Source organism: Desulfobaculum sp. SPO524, from assembly GCF_044987625.1.
Lineage (GTDB): Bacteria > Desulfobacterota > Desulfovibrionia > Desulfovibrionales > Desulfovibrionaceae > Desulfobaculum.
Genome location: NZ_JBJDSB010000002.1, coordinates 663,118 through 679,587, shown reverse-complemented (window position 1 = coordinate 679,587; position 16,470 = coordinate 663,118). Strand labels below are relative to the sequence as shown.

At 62.3% G+C, this 16,470-nt stretch carries 13 protein-coding genes and 1 tRNA gene; all 14 read right to left on the bottom strand.

The window, feature by feature from the left end:
* Positions 1-108: 108 nt before the first annotated feature.
* Positions 109-1,425, bottom strand: a complete 1,317-nt coding sequence (gene tig / locus ACI3L3_RS08690; protein WP_404844719.1) for a trigger factor — start codon at positions 1,423-1,425, stop codon at positions 109-111.
* Positions 1,426-1,559: 134 nt separating this feature from the next.
* Positions 1,560-1,644: transfer RNA gene (locus ACI3L3_RS08685), tRNA-Leu, on the bottom strand.
* A gap of 232 nt (positions 1,645-1,876) precedes the next feature.
* Positions 1,877-3,238: a bifunctional hydroxymethylpyrimidine kinase/phosphomethylpyrimidine kinase gene (gene thiD, locus ACI3L3_RS08680; RefSeq protein ID WP_404844718.1), complete on the bottom strand. Its 1,362-nt coding sequence runs from the start codon at positions 3,236-3,238 to the stop codon at positions 1,877-1,879.
* Positions 3,235-4,236, bottom strand: a complete 1,002-nt coding sequence (locus ACI3L3_RS08675; RefSeq protein ID WP_404844717.1) for a lysylphosphatidylglycerol synthase transmembrane domain-containing protein — start codon at positions 4,234-4,236, stop codon at positions 3,235-3,237. Before ACI3L3_RS08675 ends, thiD begins: the two co-directional genes overlap by 4 nt.
* Positions 4,237-4,326: 90 nt before the next feature.
* The gene (locus tag ACI3L3_RS08670) at positions 4,327-6,513 is read right to left on the bottom strand and encodes an ATP-dependent RecD-like DNA helicase (protein ID WP_404844716.1); all 2,187 of its coding nucleotides are present in this window, start codon (positions 6,511-6,513) and stop codon (positions 4,327-4,329) included.
* Positions 6,514-6,623: 110 nt separating this feature from the next.
* A complete protein-coding gene (recR, locus tag ACI3L3_RS08665) occupies positions 6,624-7,229 on the bottom strand; it encodes a recombination mediator RecR (protein ID WP_404844715.1) in 606 nt (201 codons plus the stop codon).
* 9 nt (positions 7,230-7,238) lie between these two features.
* Positions 7,239-7,550 (bottom strand): YbaB/EbfC family nucleoid-associated protein, encoded by a 312-nt coding sequence (locus tag ACI3L3_RS08660; protein WP_404844714.1) that lies wholly within the window; start codon positions 7,548-7,550, stop codon positions 7,239-7,241.
* Positions 7,551-7,575: 25 nt separating this feature from the next.
* The gene (gene dnaX / locus ACI3L3_RS08655; protein WP_404844713.1) at positions 7,576-9,447 is read right to left on the bottom strand and encodes a DNA polymerase III subunit gamma/tau; all 1,872 of its coding nucleotides are present in this window, start codon (positions 9,445-9,447) and stop codon (positions 7,576-7,578) included.
* A gap of 106 nt (positions 9,448-9,553) precedes the next feature.
* Positions 9,554-10,477 (bottom strand): branched-chain amino acid transaminase, encoded by a 924-nt coding sequence (locus ACI3L3_RS08650; protein ID WP_404844712.1) that lies wholly within the window; start codon positions 10,475-10,477, stop codon positions 9,554-9,556.
* 165 nt (positions 10,478-10,642) lie between these two features.
* Positions 10,643-11,980, bottom strand: coding sequence for a ribosome biogenesis GTPase Der (der, locus tag ACI3L3_RS08645; protein ID WP_404844711.1), 1,338 nt, complete (start codon positions 11,978-11,980; stop codon positions 10,643-10,645).
* Between the two features lie 125 nt (positions 11,981-12,105).
* A complete protein-coding gene (gene mtnA / locus ACI3L3_RS08640) occupies positions 12,106-13,164 on the bottom strand; it encodes an S-methyl-5-thioribose-1-phosphate isomerase (RefSeq protein WP_404844710.1) in 1,059 nt (352 codons plus the stop codon).
* A gap of 13 nt (positions 13,165-13,177) precedes the next feature.
* Positions 13,178-14,608, bottom strand: a complete 1,431-nt coding sequence (gatB, locus tag ACI3L3_RS08635) for an Asp-tRNA(Asn)/Glu-tRNA(Gln) amidotransferase subunit GatB (protein WP_404844709.1) — start codon at positions 14,606-14,608, stop codon at positions 13,178-13,180.
* A 13-nt stretch (positions 14,609-14,621) separates the two neighbouring features.
* Entirely contained in the window at positions 14,622-15,275 is a 654-nt protein-coding gene (locus ACI3L3_RS08630; RefSeq protein ID WP_404844708.1) for a DUF4254 domain-containing protein, read from the bottom strand.
* Entirely contained in the window at positions 15,272-16,453 is a 1,182-nt protein-coding gene (locus ACI3L3_RS08625; protein WP_404844707.1) for a murein transglycosylase A, read from the bottom strand. The genes ACI3L3_RS08630 and ACI3L3_RS08625 overlap by 4 nt, the downstream gene beginning before the upstream one ends.
* Positions 16,454-16,470 lie beyond the last annotated feature (17 nt).

The following is a 16,470-nucleotide window of genomic DNA, read 5'->3' as shown; positions in this document are numbered from 1 at the left end:
GAGGAATATGCCGAGCCTGCAGCCAGTGGATGACAGCGCTGCCCGGCCCTGGCGGGGAAGGGGAGAAAACAGGCGGGGAGTACAGGACTCCCCGCCGTGTATAGAGTGCTATTTTTCTTCCTTTTCGGCCTTGTCGGCGGCAGGAACTTCCTTCACATCAGCCTGTGCGTAGATAAGCTCCATGGCCTTGTCGGCGAGGAGGCGGTCACGCAGGGCGAACATGAGGTTGTTTTCCTCGTAGGCGCGCTTGAGGGCCTCGGGGTCCATGCGCTGGCGCATGGCTTCCTGGAAGATGTAGGTCTCCACTTCCTGAGGATCGACGGAAAGGTCTTCCTTCTTGGCAACGGCCAGCAGGAACAGCTGGGTGCGCACGAGCTCTTCGGCCTTCTCGCGCTGCTCTTCGCGAAGCTCTTCGGGAGTTTTGCCAAGGCTCTCCAGACGGCGGCCTTCGCGCTCCACGCGGTCCTTCACATCGGCCACGAGGCGGTCGATGTTCTCTTCGAGCAGGCTCGGGGGCAGCATGAACTCGGTCTTTTCCATCAGGCCGTCCAGCAGTTTCTTCTGGGCGTCGGCCTTGGCGAGGTTCTTGCGGCTGGTCATGTAGGAGCTTTCGATGGTTTCACGCATCTTGGCTACGCTATCAAAGCCGCCGGCCTTCATGGCGAACTCGTCGTCCACTTCGGGCTTCACGCGCTCCTTGATGGAGTACAGGGTTACACGCATGGTCACGGTCTGACCGGCGAAGTCCTTGTTGATGAAGTCCTCGGGGAAGGTAATGTCGCCTTCGCCCTTTTCGCCCTTCTTCAGCTTCTTGACGATGTCCTCAAAGCCTTCCAGAGCCTGACCTTCACCGATGGGAAGCTCGAAGTTGTCGGCCTTGATCTCGTCCAGCTCTTTGCCTTCGCTCCACGCGTTGAAGCTGATGACGGCAACGTCGCCGTCCTGAGCGGTGCGATCTTCTTCGATCTCCTTGGTCTCGCTCATGTTGGTCCGGATGCGCTCGATGACTTCCTCGATTTCCTCGGGCTTGACCTCAACGGCCTCTTCCTCGACGGAAAGGTTGGAGTAGTCGGGCATCTCGAACTCGGGAGCGACTTCGAAACCGACGGAGTAGGTGAAATCTTCGTCACGGACGAGTTCCTTGGCGTCCACGTCCAGGCGGGACAGGGGCTGCAGCTTGGACTCGCCGAGGATCTGGTTGATCTGCAGGTTCACCAAGTCGTTGGTGGCTTCCTGATACACCTGATCCTTAAAGCGGGACTCGATGAGGGAGGACGGGACCTTGCCCTTGCGGAAGCCCTTGATGTCCACGGAAGTCTTGTACATGGCGACAGTGGCCGTGATGGCGGCGTTCGCCTCTTCAGCGGGGACGGTAACGTTGACCTTCCGCTCTACCGGAGAAATTTCTTCGACTGTATATTCCATTGGATGCTCTCCTCCTTGAGCCTTTTGGGCAAGCCCAGATGATATCTGTTATCCGTTGCCCGGCGGCTTCGCCCCGGGCTGATGTGGACGTTTTCCACGTGATGGTGTGCGGCCTTCGCCGCGCGTGGCGCGGTTGGTGCGGCGGGCGGGACTTGAACCCGCAAGCCCGAAGGCACTGGCTCCTAAGACCAGCGCGTATACCAATTTCGCCACCGCCGCATATGCTCATGAGAGGCCGCGCGGGGAGGGTTTTCTCCCCGGACACCGCGCCCTGTACCCTTTCGGGCGCTCGGCGTCTATCGATAAAACGACAAAAAATTACCTCACGGCCAAAAAATTGGCCGGGGCAACAGTGGGCGCTGTCTTACAAAGTGGCAAACACTAAACTTCCGGCCCGTAACTGTCAATCCCTCAAACGCCGTGCATGTTACAAAAATCACACACAGGATATTCAGGACTTCTGGCCGGTTGCGACGAGGGTGTCAAGGCACTTCATGGCATTGTGAAGGGTTGTGGCAAGGATGCAGACCGTGCCGCCCTCGCCCTGCCCTTCGCGGCTGGCGACCACCAGCGCAGGGGGAGCGGCCTCCAAGGCGCTCAGGCGCTCCTGCAGGCGGGCGCGAGCGGCAGCGCGGGCGGCGTCCGGACTTTGACCGGGGTCCTGCACCTCTTCAAAAGCGGGTATGCCGCTGGCGGCAATGGCCTGTGCAAGGGGCGCGCTCCGGGGCATGCACACACAGGCGCGCATGGATGGCCGCACCGCTTGCGCGGCGGCAAGAATGCCCGTCATACGCTGGGACACGCCAAATTCCGGAGCGCCAGCCACCAAAGCACGACCGGCCGGATCCGCCAGAACTCCGCCGGACACGGCGCAGACGTCTTCCACACAACGTGCGTGGACCGTGGAACAAGCAATATTCATACACCCCTCGCCCAACAGATGGCGCAGGCCGGCGCCGCCCTTCAATGCGGCAAGCGCGGCGCGCATGTCCTGACGGCACCGCTCCCGGTCCTGCAAGCGCAACAGCGGGATGCTGTGGTTGGGCGGTCCATAGCCCTCGCCCGGTCCAAACCCGGCGGCAAGGGCGCTGTTCAGGTACTGCTGCGCGGCGGTCACGGCGTCCCGGACGCCAAAACCCTTCCCAAGGCCCGTAGCAATGGCGGACGACAGCGTACACCCCGTCCCGTGGGTATGGTTCGTCTCAATTTTAGGCTGCTCCAAGGCGACGGGAGCCTCGCCGGGGATGCCCAGCCAGTCCACCATACGCTCGCCCTCAAAATGCCCGCCCTTGAGGAGCACGGCCTTGGCGCCCATCTCCTGCAGGCGCTCTATGGCGCGGTGGATGTCCTGCTCCGTCTCAATCGTCATCCCGGCCAAAAGCTCGGCTTCCGGACGGTTGGGGGTGAAAACGTCGGCAAGAGGGATAAGCCGCTGGCGGATGACGTCCACGGCCTCCTCCTGCAACAGGCGGTGCCCGCTTTGACTGACGCACACCGGATCAACAACCAAGGGGAACGTGCGCGTGGCAAGGCGGTCGCACACGGCGGCAATGATAGGGCCGGAAAACAACATGCCTGTCTTGGCGGCGGCCACAGGAAAATCACTGAGCACGGCGTCCAGCTGCTGGCCGACAAAATCCGGCTCAGGCGCATGGATGCCCGTCACGCCCATGGAATTCTGCGCGGTGAGCGCGGTGATGACGGACATGCCAAAGCCGCCGAGCATCGCCATGGTCTTGAGGTCCGCCTGAATTCCGGCGCCACCGCCGGAATCGGACCCCGCTATGGTCAGGATACAAGGTTGTGCAGTCATGCGTTATTTCTCTTTTCCAATGCGATTTCAGAAAATTCAGATTCCGGTTCCGATTCAGCTTTCGCCCCGGTCCGAAGCGCCTTCGGCCCGAGTCCATGAACAGTCATAAGTCCAAAAGCGTAGAGCGCAAGGGGGATGTGAAACGCCATGTGGCACACAAGCGCCAGCGCCAGCGCCTTTTCACGCGGCACACCAAACAGCGCCAGCCCGGCCACCATCACGGCCTCATATACCCCAACGTTGCCGGGGGACGAGGGGATAGCCAGCCCGCCCGCACTGATGACAAAGACCGCCAGCACATCACCCGGCGACAGCGCAAGGCCCGCGCCCCAGACCAGCAAAAGCCAGTGCTGCACCCAGTGCATCACCCACGGCCACAGGGACAGCACGCCGATAAGCAGCAAAAAGCCAACGCGCATATGCCCGTTGAGCTGGCCCAGCACATCCTCGGCCAAGGCCCGCAGGCGCGGGAAATACACCACGCGTATGAGCAGCGTGCGCAGCGCGGGGAAAAACCGCAGCAGGACCAAACAGCCCCACAGCCCCGCCGCCACCAAAGCCACCGGCGCTATGGCCAGCGCCCTGCCGCTTGCCGCCGCAGCGGCAAGGATAAAGAGCACCAGCATGTTCAGGTCCGCAAAGCGCTCCCAAAACACCATACCCATGCCGCTCCCGGCGGGGATATCGCTCTGACGGCGCATGTAGAGAATTTTGGCGGCCTCGCCCATGCGCGCTGGTAAAAGAACATTCAGCCCGTTGCACAGCACACAGGCGTGGATGGCATCCACCCAGCCCACGCGCCAACCGCTCACGGCCCGAAGCCGCAGGCCCATGCCGACATAGTCCACACACGCGGCAAGCAGCGTCACCACCACCGCCATGGGAGCCATATCCCGCATGGCGCGGCCAAGTTCGACAACATCCAGCCCACGGGCGACATACCAAATGCATCCGGCTGTCAGCGCGGTGCGCAGAATCGGCCCTGTCCAGCGCTTCATCGGCCCTCCCGGTCAGGTTGCGGTGGTGCGAGGCTCCAAATACCTATGGAGTCTTGCAGAGTACCGCAAAACCGGGACGATGAGGAGTCCCTATCCGCAGAGCAAGTCGTTAAAGGCTTCCTGAATGCGGTATTGCAGGTGGGTGAAGCGCTTGTTGCTGTCCTCGCGCGAGACGCCGATCTGCACGGCCTTGCGCCCGCCGATGAGCACAGCAAGGCGCTTGGCGCGGGTCAGCGCCGTGTAAATAAGATTGCGTTGGAGCAGCATATAGTGCTGGGTGACCACGGGCATGATGATGGCCGGATACTCGCTGCCCTGCGACTTATGCACGCTAACGGCAAAGGCCGGGGCCAGTTCGTCAATGTCCTTCAGCTCATAGCTGACGACGTGCCCTTCAAAGTCCACCAGCATCTCCCCGCGCGTGGGTTCGATGGTCTTCACCCAGCCAAGGTCGCCGTTAAAGACGTCCTTGTCGTAGTTGTTGCGCATCTGGAGCACCCTGTCGTTCTTGCGGAAGGTGTGATTTCCGCGCCGGATGCCGCCGTCGCCGGGGTTCACATGCTCCTGCAGAATCTGATTCAGGGTCTGGGTGCCAAGGTCGCCCTTATGCATGGGCGTCAGCACCTGAATGTCGCGCATGGGGTCAAGGCCGTACATGTCGGGGATGCGGTCCGTCACCAGTTGGACGATAAGGCGCTGGATGCGCGCGGCGTCCTCCTGCTGCACCCAAAAGAAATCGTTGGCCGGGGCGGGCTTTGGCGAGCATTCGGGCAGTTGGCCGCTGTTCACCCGGTGCGCGTTGGTAACGATAAGGCTTTCCTGCGCCTGCCTGTAGATATGCGTCAGGCGCGCGCTGGGCACGGACTGGCTGTTCAGGATGTCCGCCAGCACGTTGCCCGGACCAACCGAAGGGAGCTGGTTCACGTCGCCAATGAGCACAAGGCGGCACGTCAGCGGCAACGCGCGAAGAAGCGCAAGGCACAGCGAGGTATCAAGCATGGACACCTCGTCAATGATAACGGCCTGCGCCTTGAGTTTCTTCTCCTCGTTGTAGGCAAAGCCGCCGTCGGGCTGGTACTGGAGCATGCGGTGCAGTGTGGACGCGGGATAGCCCGTGGCTTCGGCCATGCGCTTGGCCGCGCGGCCCGTTGGAGCGGCGAGCTTAATCTTGAAGCCCATCTTGTCCATGGCGCGCACCATAACGCGGGTGATGGTGGTCTTACCCGTACCCGGCCCACCCGTGACCACGAAGACCTTGTTCTCACATCCGCCAAGCACGGCGTCGCGCTGCTCACTGGAGAGCTGGATGTCCTCGTCCACCTCCAACTGCGGCAGCAGGCGGCGAATCTTCTCAAGGTCCATGGGTGTCGGGTGCTCGCACAGCGCAAGGAAGCGCGAGGCAATCTCCCGTTCGTGCCGGTAAAAATGCATCAGGTAGACGGCCCGCTCCACGTCCTGCGCGGGCAGGGCCTCCACGGCCACGCGCTTGCGCCCTTCCAACGAAGACACGGCGTCCTCAATGCACTGCGGGTCCACCCCGCCGATGAGCTTGTCCACCGCGTCGATGAGCTTTTCAACGGGCAGGAACAGATGGCCCTTCTCGCTGGCGGAAAACAGCGCGTAGATGACCGCGGCCTCCATGCGCTGGGGGGCCGTCTCGGCAAAGCCCAGTTTGAGGGCCATGCTGTCGGCGGTCTTGAAGCCCACACCGCGGATCTCGTAGGCCAGCTCGTAGGGATTTTCCTTGAGCTTGGCCACGGCGCCGTTGCCGTAGCGCTTAAAGATGCGCGCGGCGTAGGTGGGCGGGACGTTGTGGCTTTGCAGAAAAATCATGAGGTTTCGCACCTCAAGCTGGGCATCCCACGAGACCTTGATGGCCTCCAGCTTCTTGCGGCCAAGCCCCTCCACGGTGAGCAGCTTTTCCGGGTCGTTTTCGAGGATGTCGAGAACGTCCTTGCCAAAGGCGTCCACCAGCCGCGTGGCCAGCACGGGACCAATGCCCTTGACCATGCCGGAGCCGAGGTAGCGCCGGATGCCGTTGAGCGTGGCGGGCATGACTTGCTCCCACGTCTCCACCTGAAACTGACGGCCAAAGCGGGGATGCTCCTTCCACTGGCCGTGCAGGGTCATCATTTCGCCGGGGTGCGGTTCGGGCATGGTGGCAACAATGGTGATGACGCCGGGCTGCCCCTCGCTGACGACGCGCGCCACGAGGTAGCCGTTGGACGGATTGTGGAAGACGATATTTTTAATCTCGGCCTTCAGTGTATCGGACATGGCCGCAGGACTCCTGAAAGAATAAAAAGAAAAACCGGGGGATTCCCTACTTCTGGGAATCCACCCGGCTACGTCTCATGTGTTCGCGGACGCGTCAAGGACTGCGGCCATCACAGCTTCTGGCGGAACTCCAGCGACTGGCGGAGCGTCTCGCGGTCAATGTACTTGACCTCGGACCCCAGGGGAATGCCCTGCGCCAGACGCGTTACGTTCACGCCGGGGTAGTTCTTTTCCACCAATTCCTTGATGTAGGTTGCCGTTGCTTCCGCGTCGAGGGTGGTGCCAAGGGCGAGGATAACCTCGCGGATGCGGCCCTCGTCGAGGCGCTTGCGCAATCGGCCAATTTCAAGGTTCTGGGTGCTGACGTTATCCAGCGGGGCAAGCAGACCGCCAAGGACAAGATACTTGCCCTTGAAGAATCCGCCATCCTCAATGGCGATGAGGCTATCCCACTCCGCCACGACCATGAGTTCATCGTCGTTTCTGGCGGCGTCTGCACAGATGCTGCAGGGCGTAGAATCGGACAGGCTGGCGCACTGCTCACAGATGCACAGCTTTTCCCGCAGGTCGAGCACGCTCTGCCCAAGGGCGCTGGCGCGGGGCCGTGGCCACTTGAGGATGGTCAGCGCCGCGCGCAGAGCGGACTTCGGGCCCAGCCCCGGCAACTGCGCCAACTGGTCAACAACCGCCTTCAGCGGTTCCGGGAGCTGCTGCACGGTCGCCCCCTAGAACATGCCGGGGATATTGATGCCGCCGGTGAGGCCCTGCATCTCGGCCTGCTGGGTGTCCTTCCCCTTTTTCACGGCTTCGTTGATGGCGGCGAGGATGAGGTCCTGCAGCATTTCAACGTCTTCGGGGTCCACAACGGAAGGATCAATCTTAAGCGCCTTGACGGAACCGGAACAGGTGGCCTCGACGGTCACCATGCCGCCACCGGCGGAGGCTTCAACGGTGCGGTCCTCCATCTCTTCCTGGAGCTTGCTCATCTTGCGCTGCATCATCTGGGCCTGACGCATCAGGTCGTTCATGCCTTTCATCGTGTATCTCCTTACAAGCGGTATATCAATTGGCGTTGGGGCCGGAGCCGCCGTCCTGCGCCGCGTCCGTACGCGGTCCGGCGCTGACGACCTGTGCGTCGAATTCCTTCATCATATCTTCGACGACAGGATGACGGCTCACCTCATCCTTAATTTGCGAGCGGTTTTTCCGCTCCTTGGTCTGGAACCGGAAGTCAATGGTACATTCCGGTCCAAAAAACTCACGAACCAGCTCCTGCAAAAACGAAAAGGAGCTATCGGCCTTAATCTGCTCGCAATGGAACTTGTTGTTGCAATGCAGCAGCAAAGTCCCGCCGGACACAGTGGCCTTGACCTGACGCAGGCCGGTAATGCCCCGACCGGTTGCCTGCTTGGCCTCTTCCGCATAGTCCAAAAACGTCTCCCACGTCTTGGGACCAGCGGGGACCTGGGGCAGGCCTTCGGTTGCGGCATAGGTCCGCGTCGGCTGCGGGGCGCTACGGCGCTGTTCGCGGCGCGAGATGGCCGGGTCGCCCAGTTGGCGCGGCGTCTGGGCCGGAGTGCTCTGCTCCACCACCGGGCGCGGCGGTTCGGCCACAGCCACGGCTTCGGCCTGCTGCGGACGCGGCGGTGCCTGACGCGGCGCGGCCTGCTGCGGGGCAGTGGGCCGACTCTTGGGCGCGCTCTGCATGCCGCCGCCCTGCGTGGGCGGCGCGCCCGCGCTACTTGGCGACGGAGCGGCCCCACCGCTTGGCGCGGCGCCACCGCTCCCCGGCGCAGGGGCCGGAGGCGTACTGCCAGTTCCCGCACTCTCCAGCCCAACAAGCTCGGGCAGGTAGGCGAGGTTGAGCAGCAACAGCTCAAGGGCAAGGGCAGGCTCCAGGCTCTGCCGCACGCGCTGCTGCCCTTCCAAAGTCAATTGCCAGCAGGCGTGAATATGTGCAACGGAAAAACGCGGCACCCACTCCATCCACTGGCGCGCTTCCTCTTCCGGAATGTCCAGAACGGTCAGCGCCCGCTCGCCGGACTGGGCCAGCAAAAACAGCGTGCGCCACGCTTCGGTGAGTTCGCGTAGGAAAAATCCAAGGTCCAGCCCCTGGTCAAGAATCTCCGCCAAAATCTGGGACACCCCCACACAGTCGCGGGCGTGCAGGGCCTCCATGAGCCGGAACATGATGTCGCGTCCGGCAAGGCCAAGGACGGTACGCACGTCGTCCGTGGTCAGGGTGTCGCCGCCAAGGGCCAACACCTGCCCCATCAGGGACATGGAGTCGCGCACACTGCCTGCGCCGCGCCGCGCAATAAGGGACACGGCCTCTGGCTCACAGCCAAGGCTTTCGGCCTGCAGGACATTCGTCAGGTGCGCTTCCAGCTCCTTCTGCGTCAGCCGCTGGAAGGTGTAGTGCTGGCAGCGGCTGATGATGGTGGGCGGAAATTTGTGCGGCTCAGTCGTAGCCATAATGAAGGTGACGTGCGCGGGCGGCTCCTCCAGCGTTTTCAGCAACGCGTTGAAGGCGCTTTTGGAGAGCATGTGCGCTTCGTCAATGATGAAGACCTTGTAGCGGCAGTCGATGGGCGCAAAGCCCACGTCTTCCTTGAGGCTTCGCACGTCGTCAACGCCGGTGTTGGACGCACCGTCAATTTCGGCCACGTCCACGGCAGCGCCGGCGGCTATCTGGCGGCAGTGCACGCACTCGTTGCAGGGTTCCGCCGCGGGGCCGTGCTCGCAGTTGATGGCTTTGGCGAAGATGCGGGCGATGGTGGTCTTGCCGACACCGCGCGTGCCGGAAAACATGTAGGCCGGGGCAATCTTTCCCGTTGCGGCGGCGCGGGACAGGATGGCCTTGATGGTTTCCTGTCCGGCCACGTCGGAAAAGCTCTGCGGGCGGTACTTGTGCGTCAGGTGAGACTGGCTCATGTGGTCCTTGTCATGTGCGCCGCGCCCGGGATGCGGGCGCGGCGCGGCTGTTCGTTTCGATATGTCCGGCTCTCTGAGTCCGGCTCAGTATCTCCGGGCCGTCTGGCTATACCGTGTAGCGGTCCAGCCAATGGGCGTAGTTCGGATTCTCGCCCTTCACGACCTTGAAGTATTCCGTTTGCAGATGCTTGGTGATGCGGCCACCGGTGCCGGCACCAATCTGGCGGCGGTCCACCTCGCGGATGGGGGTCACCTCGGCGGCGGTGCCGCAGAAGAACGCCTCATCGGCGGAGTACAGCTCATCGCGGGTGAAGCGCTGTTCCACAATTTCGTAGCCCAGGTCCTTGGCCACGGTGATGATGCTGTTGCGCGTCAGGCCGTCGAGGACGGAGGTCAGCGGCGTGGTCTTGATGATGTCGCCGCGCACGATGAAGATGTTCTCGCCCGTGGCTTCGGACACGTAGCCCTCGGTGTCGAGCATCAAGGCTTCGTCGTAGCCGTCGGCCAGTGCCTCGCGCTTGGCGAGCACGGAGTTGACGTAGTTGCCGCTGGTTTTGGCCTTGGTCATCATCACGTTGACGTGGTGACGGGTAAAGCTAGAGGTCTTGACGCGGATGCCCTTGTCGAGCGCCTCTTCACCCAGATACGCCCCCCAAGGCCACGTTGCGATGATGGTCTGGATGGGGTTGTCGCCGGGGAAGACGCCCATAGCGCCGGCGCCGATGAAGGACAGCGGGCGGATGTAGCCCTCGTCCATCTTGTTGGCCTGCAGCGTTTCAAGGATGGCGTCGCAGATTTCGTCCTCGGTGAAGGGGATCTGCATTTCCAGAATTTTGGCGGAGTTGAAGTGCCTGTGCACGTGCTCCTTCAGGCGGAACACGGCAGAGCCGCCGTCTGCCAGCTTGTAAGCGCGAATCCCCTCAAACACGCCACAGCCGTAGTGCAGGGTATGTGTCAGGACGTGAACCTGTGCCTCATTCCAAGGCACGAGTTTGCCGTCGAACCAGATGCTTTCCACTTGCTGAACCATTCGTATTTCTCCCTATGCGTAGCGTCGAGTTCTTGGCCCCGTCCACGGAAATCGCGAACGGGGCCTTCATCTCGGATTGTCAAGCAATCGGGAAACGGTATGAAATTCCTCTGGTCCGGTCAAGACGGCAAAACCGTTCAAGTGCCGGAGATGCTACAGAAAGCGCTACTTCTTCTTGTTCTTGTCGTGGCTGGAGCGGAAATACACCTGCATCGGGGCCATCTTCAGGCCAAAGGACTTGCGAAGCTGGTTCTCCAGATAGCGCTGGTAAGACGCCTTCACGAGGTCCGGATTGTTCACGAAGAACACGAAGGTCGGCGGCGTAATGTCCGTCTGCGTCAGGTAGTAGAACTTGGCGCGGCGGCGCTTGACCACCGGCGGCTGGTGCCGGGTGATGGCGTCCTGCAGGCTCCGGTTCAGTACGCCCGTGGTCACGCGAATCTGGCACTCCTGCCACAGCTTGTCCGCCAGCGGCAGCAGTCCGCCAAGGCCAGCTTTGGTCACGGCGGAGGTGTAGACGATGGGCACATGGGGGGCAATGCGCAGTTCTTCCTTGAAGTACTTTTTGACCTTGTCGCGCTTGTCCTTGGGGATGAGGTCCATCTTGTTGACCACCAGAATAAGCGGCGTCTTCTCGCGGTCGAGGAACGACAGCAGCTTTTTGTCCTGCAGGGTCACGCCGTCCTCGGCGTCGAGGGTGAGCACGGCCACCTGCGCGTTTTTGGACGCCTTCAGGGACCGCAGCACCGAGAAGCGCTCCAGCGAGTCGGAAATCTTGCCCTTGCGGCGCACGCCGGCGGTGTCCACAAAGGTGTAGCGGCGCCCGCCACGCTCAAAAGTCACGTCCACGCTGTCGCGCGTGGTTCCCGCACGGTCGCTGACGATGAAGCGCTTTTCGCCCAGCATGGCGTTGCAGATGGAGGACTTGCCCGCGTTGGGGCGGCCCACCATGGCAAGGCGAAGCCCGGCGTCTTCCTCGGCATTTTCGTAGGCGTTGTAGTCAAAGCCGGTGCCGTCAATCAGTTCGCCAACGCGCTCCAGAAGGTCCGGCACGTTGTAGCCGTGGGCGGCGCTGATGGGGATAAGGTCAAGGCCGAGGGAATGGAACTCGATGGCGAGGTCTTCCTTCTCGTAGCCGTCAACCTTGTTGACCACCAGCAAAACGGGCTTTTCGCTTTCGCGCAGGTCGCGGGCGACCTGTTCGTCAACGGGGTTCAGGCCGTTTTTGCCGTCCACCACCAGCAGGATGACCTGCGATTCCGCAATGGCCTCGTGCGCCTGCTGGAGGATTTCCTGCTCAAAATTTTCGTTCTCGTCCATGACCAGACCGCCGGTGTCCACGAGGGCAAAGGGCTTTTCCGTGGCACGGACTTCGCCGTAGATGCGGTCGCGCGTGACGCCGGGCAGGTCGTGCGTCAGCGCCTTCTGCCTGCGAATCAGTCTGTTGAACAAGGTGGACTTGCCCACATTGGGGCGTCCTATAAGGGCTATTGTCGGTAACATAATAATACCGTTGTACTCGAATTTTATGCGGTTTTGAACACGAAAGCGGGCCGGGACCGGGGTTTCCCCCTCCCGGCCCGCACCGTCGTCCTTAGGGCCGTGTGCACTTGGTGCGCACGGAAAGACTATACTGCGGCTTCCTCGGCGTCACGCTCTGAAAACGCGGCGGCGATGGCTGGTCCGAAGGGCGGACGCAGCACGCCGCGTTCCGTGACGATACCCGCTATCATCTCGGCGGGGGTCACGTCGAACGCATAATTGAACACCTCCACCCCGTCGGGCGTGATTTGGTGGTCACCAACGTGGGTGACTTCACGCGGGGTGCGGTCCTCAATGGGGATGTCGTCTCCCGTTGGCGTTTCCCTGTCGATGGTGGACAGCGGGGCCGCCACGTAGAAGGGAACGCCATAGTGCCGCGCAAGGATGGCCACGCCGCTGGTGCCAATCTTGTTGGCGGCGTCGCCATTGGCGGCGATGCGGTCCGCACCCACCACCACCTTGTCCACAAGCCCGCGCTTCATGAGCAGGGAGCAGGCGTTGTCGCAGGCAACCTTCACCGGGATGCCGTCCTTGTGCAGTTCGTACGCCGTCAGGCGGGCGCCCTGCAGGAAGGGACGGGTCTCGTTGGCGATGACGCTGATGCTCTTGCCCGCGTCCACCGCGCCGCGGATAACGCCAAGGGCGGTCCCGTAGTCCGCCGTGGCCAACGCGCCAGCGTTGCAGTGGGTCATCACCGTGTCGCCGTCGTCGAGGACAGCCGCGCCGTGCGTGCCGATAAGACGGCACAACCGCTTGTCCTCGTCATGGATATGCTGTGCAAGCTCCAGCCAAAAGGCGCACAGACCGGCATGGTCAAGCTCGGAACGCTCTGCCCACGCGGCGCGCATACGGCGCACGGCCCAGCGCAGGTTCACTGCTGTGGGACGGGCGTTTTCAAGGTCCGTCAGCAGCTGGTCCAGACGCTCGCGCCAGCCCTCGCCCGCTGCCTCACGCGCGGCAAGCCAACAACCGTAGGCCGCGGTAACGCCAATGGCGGGCGCGCCGCGCACCACCATGGTCTGCAGGGCGTAGATGGTGCTTTGCGTGTCGGTGCAGGCGTACCAGTCTTCCCTGCCGGGCAGGTAGCGCTGGTCCAAAAGCATCAGGCACGCTTTCTCGTCCGAATACTGAATATGCCAGTCCATGCTGTTCCTCCGGCTATTTGAGCTTGTCGGCCAGAATCTGATTCACCAGTTTGGGGTTGGCCTGTCCCTTGGTCTTGCGCATCACCTGGCCCACAAAGAAGCCCATGAGCTTCGTTTTGCCGCCACGGAAGGCCTCCACCTCGGACGGATTGTCCGCAATGACTTCGTCCACCGCCGTCTCAAGGGCGCTGGTGTCGGAAATCTGCACAAGGCCCTTGTCCTTGACGTAGGCTTCGGGATCGCCGCCCTCGGCAAAAAGCTCGCCAAGCACGTTCTTGCCCACCTTCTGGTTGATGACGCCTTCGTCCACAATGCGCACCAGCGTGGCAAATTCCTCGGGCGCAAGGCCGCAGGACGCGATGGAGCCGCCGCATTCATTGACCATGCGCAGAATATCCGTGGAAATCCAGTTGCAGACCTTTTTCGGCTGGTCGTAGGCGTCCACGGTCTTCTCAAAGTAATCGGCAAGGGCGCGGTCGCCGGTGAGCAGCTCGGCGTCGCTTTCCGGCAGGCCGTACTGCTCAATAAACCGGGCGCGGCGCGCGGCGGGCAGCTCGGGCAGACCGGCGCGAAGCTCCTCCACCCAGTCGTGGTCCAGCACCAGCGGCACAAGGTCCGGGTCCGGGAAATAGCGGTAGTCGTGCGCCTCTTCCTTGCCACGCATGGAGCGGGTCACGCCCTTGTCGGCGTCAAAGAGGCGGGTCTCCTGCACCACGGCCTCGCCGTCGTCCAGCAGGTCTTCCTGCCTGCTGATTTCGTAGGCGATGGCGCGCTGGACGTTGCGGAAGGAGTTCATGTTCTTCAGCTCTGCGCGGGTGCCGAACTCTTCCTGCCCCACGGGGCGGATGGAAACGTTGGCGTCACAGCGGAAGTTGCCCTCCTCCATGTTGCCGTCGCAAATGCCAAGGTACAGCAGGATGGAGTGCAGGCAGCGCAGGTAGGCCACGGCTTCCTCGGGGGAGCGCATGTCCGGCTCGGAAACAATCTCGATGAGCGGCGTTCCGGCGCGGTTCAGGTCCACATAGCTGGCGTTGTCCGCCTGCGAGTGCACGCTTTTGCCCGCGTCGTTCTCCATATGGATGCGCGTGACGCCAATGGTCTTCTTTGCGCCGTCCACGTCGATGTCCACCTTGCCATGCTCGGCAATGGGCAGGTCGAACTGGGAAATCTGGTACCCCATGGGCAGATCGGGGTAGAAATAGTTCTTGCGCGCAAAGATGGAGCGCTCGTTCACCGTGCAGCCGATGGCGAGGGCCATCTTGGTGGCGTATTCCACGGCGCGACGGTTCAGGACCGGCAGGCTGCCGGGCTGGCCGGTGCACACGGGGCACACGTTGGAGTTCGGCTCCTTGCCGAACTGCGTGGAGCAGGAACAGAAGAGCTTGGACTTCGTCTTGAGCTGGGCGTGAACCTCCAGCCCGATGACGGCTTCGTACTGGGCCATCGTAACCTCCGCTCTATTTGGACGCGGCCTGAGCGGCGCCGTACACGGCCGGGTTCAGGCTGGGATCGTTGTACATCTTGAACTGATAATAGACCTTGGGGCGCTTGCGGCCTTCGGCGTAGTCATCCACGAGTTCCAGAACGCTGCGGCGCAGGTCCGCGCTCTGCTCCTGCAGAACGGCCAGCTTCTGCTGGCAGGAACGGATATGCTCCTCGCTGACGTCCGCGCGCTCGGTCTGCTCGCGCATGTGGAACATTTTCAGGCTGATGATGGACAGTCTGTCCACCGCCGCGCCGATGGTTTCGGTATTGTACCGCTCGGCGGCGTTGTGCGGCAGGTGCGGCAAAACAAGCTCCACAATGCAGGCGTCCACCTTTTCCATATAATCATTGCGGGACTGGTTCAGCCCGTCGATATCGCGCTTGCACTGGGCGATGATTTCGGGGCCGACGTCCTTGCGGCGGGCCTCGTCCTCAACGTGCCACAGGCGGTAATTGCGCAGATGCTCGCGCGCGATGAGGGCGCGAAGGGTCGCGGGCGTGGCCTCACCCTCGGGAACGTCAATGTCCTCGGGCTCGGCCGTATGCCAGTCCGCAACATAGGCGACCTGCTCGGCGAAGCATTTCTCAAGCGTCTTCTTCAACTCGGCGAAGCCGGGTCTTGTCATCGTTTCAGAACCTCTTTGCTTACAAGCATATACACGGAAGCCGGAGCCTTGATATGTCCGGCAAAATATTCGACATCCGGGCCACTGCCGCAGTACCAGTCGAGCCGCGCGCCCTTGATGGCGCCGCCCGTATCCTGCGCCAGCCCCAGACCGGCGATGCGTTCGCCCTCCTCGCCCGGCGCCTCGGGCGGGAAGTCCGCCTCAAAGGCCAGCACCGAACCAAGCGGCAGAAACTTAGGGTCTGTAGCCACGCTAACCTTCGGCGTCAACAATTTCCCCATCGCGCCGTAGGGTCCATCAGTCCCAACTCGGAAGAAAACATAGCTCGGATTGGTGGCGAGCAGATCGGGGATTTCCTCGGGATGCTCGGCCAAATAGTCGCGAATGCTCTTCATGCTGACGCCTTCGCGGGTCAGCATGCCACGCTGGATGAGTATTTTGCCAAGGCTCACATACTTGCGGCCATTTTTTCCGGCGTACAGGATGTGGTGCGTGGTGCCGTCCGGATAGTGCAGCAGGCCGGAGCCCTGAATCTGCAAAAAGAACACATCGACAATATTCTTCGCCCACGCCACTTCCTCGCCGCGTCCGCGCAGCGCGCCTTCAAAGTCGATTTCCTGACGGTCGTAGTACGGGACGGGCTTGCCGTTTTCCATGCGGTAGACAAGGCGCTGACCCTTCCAGCGATGGTGAAAGTCGCCAAGGTCCAGCGTGCGCAGGTCCTCAGGCACGCCGTAAAGTGGATAGCGGTATTCCGGGGTCCGCACGGGGCTGGCCTCGATATAGGGCGCGTAATACCCCGTCATCAACGCGCCCTGCGACAGGCGGTACCAGCGAAAATGTTCCGCCAACAGGTCCGGCTCCGCGTCGAGGCGCGGCAGCACCTCCAAAAGCTCCTCCAGACTGCGGCGCAGCTCGCCCCACGTCAGGGAGAAGTCCTCCACACGCACCGCCGTAGCGCCCTGCGGCTTCACGGACACATACGCCAAACTGCGGCGCACGCCCTCCTCCATGTCCATCCACGACTGCATATCCTGCCCGGCCGGGCGCATGCGCACTGCGGTCTGGCGGGCGGCGTTGTCGTCGGAGACGAAGGTCAGCGGCGGCGCGGGTGGCTTGGCACAGCCAAAAAGCGAAAAGAGCAGTATCAGGGCCAGTAGCCTTGCATATCGAAACATTGTCGCTCCCGATGAGA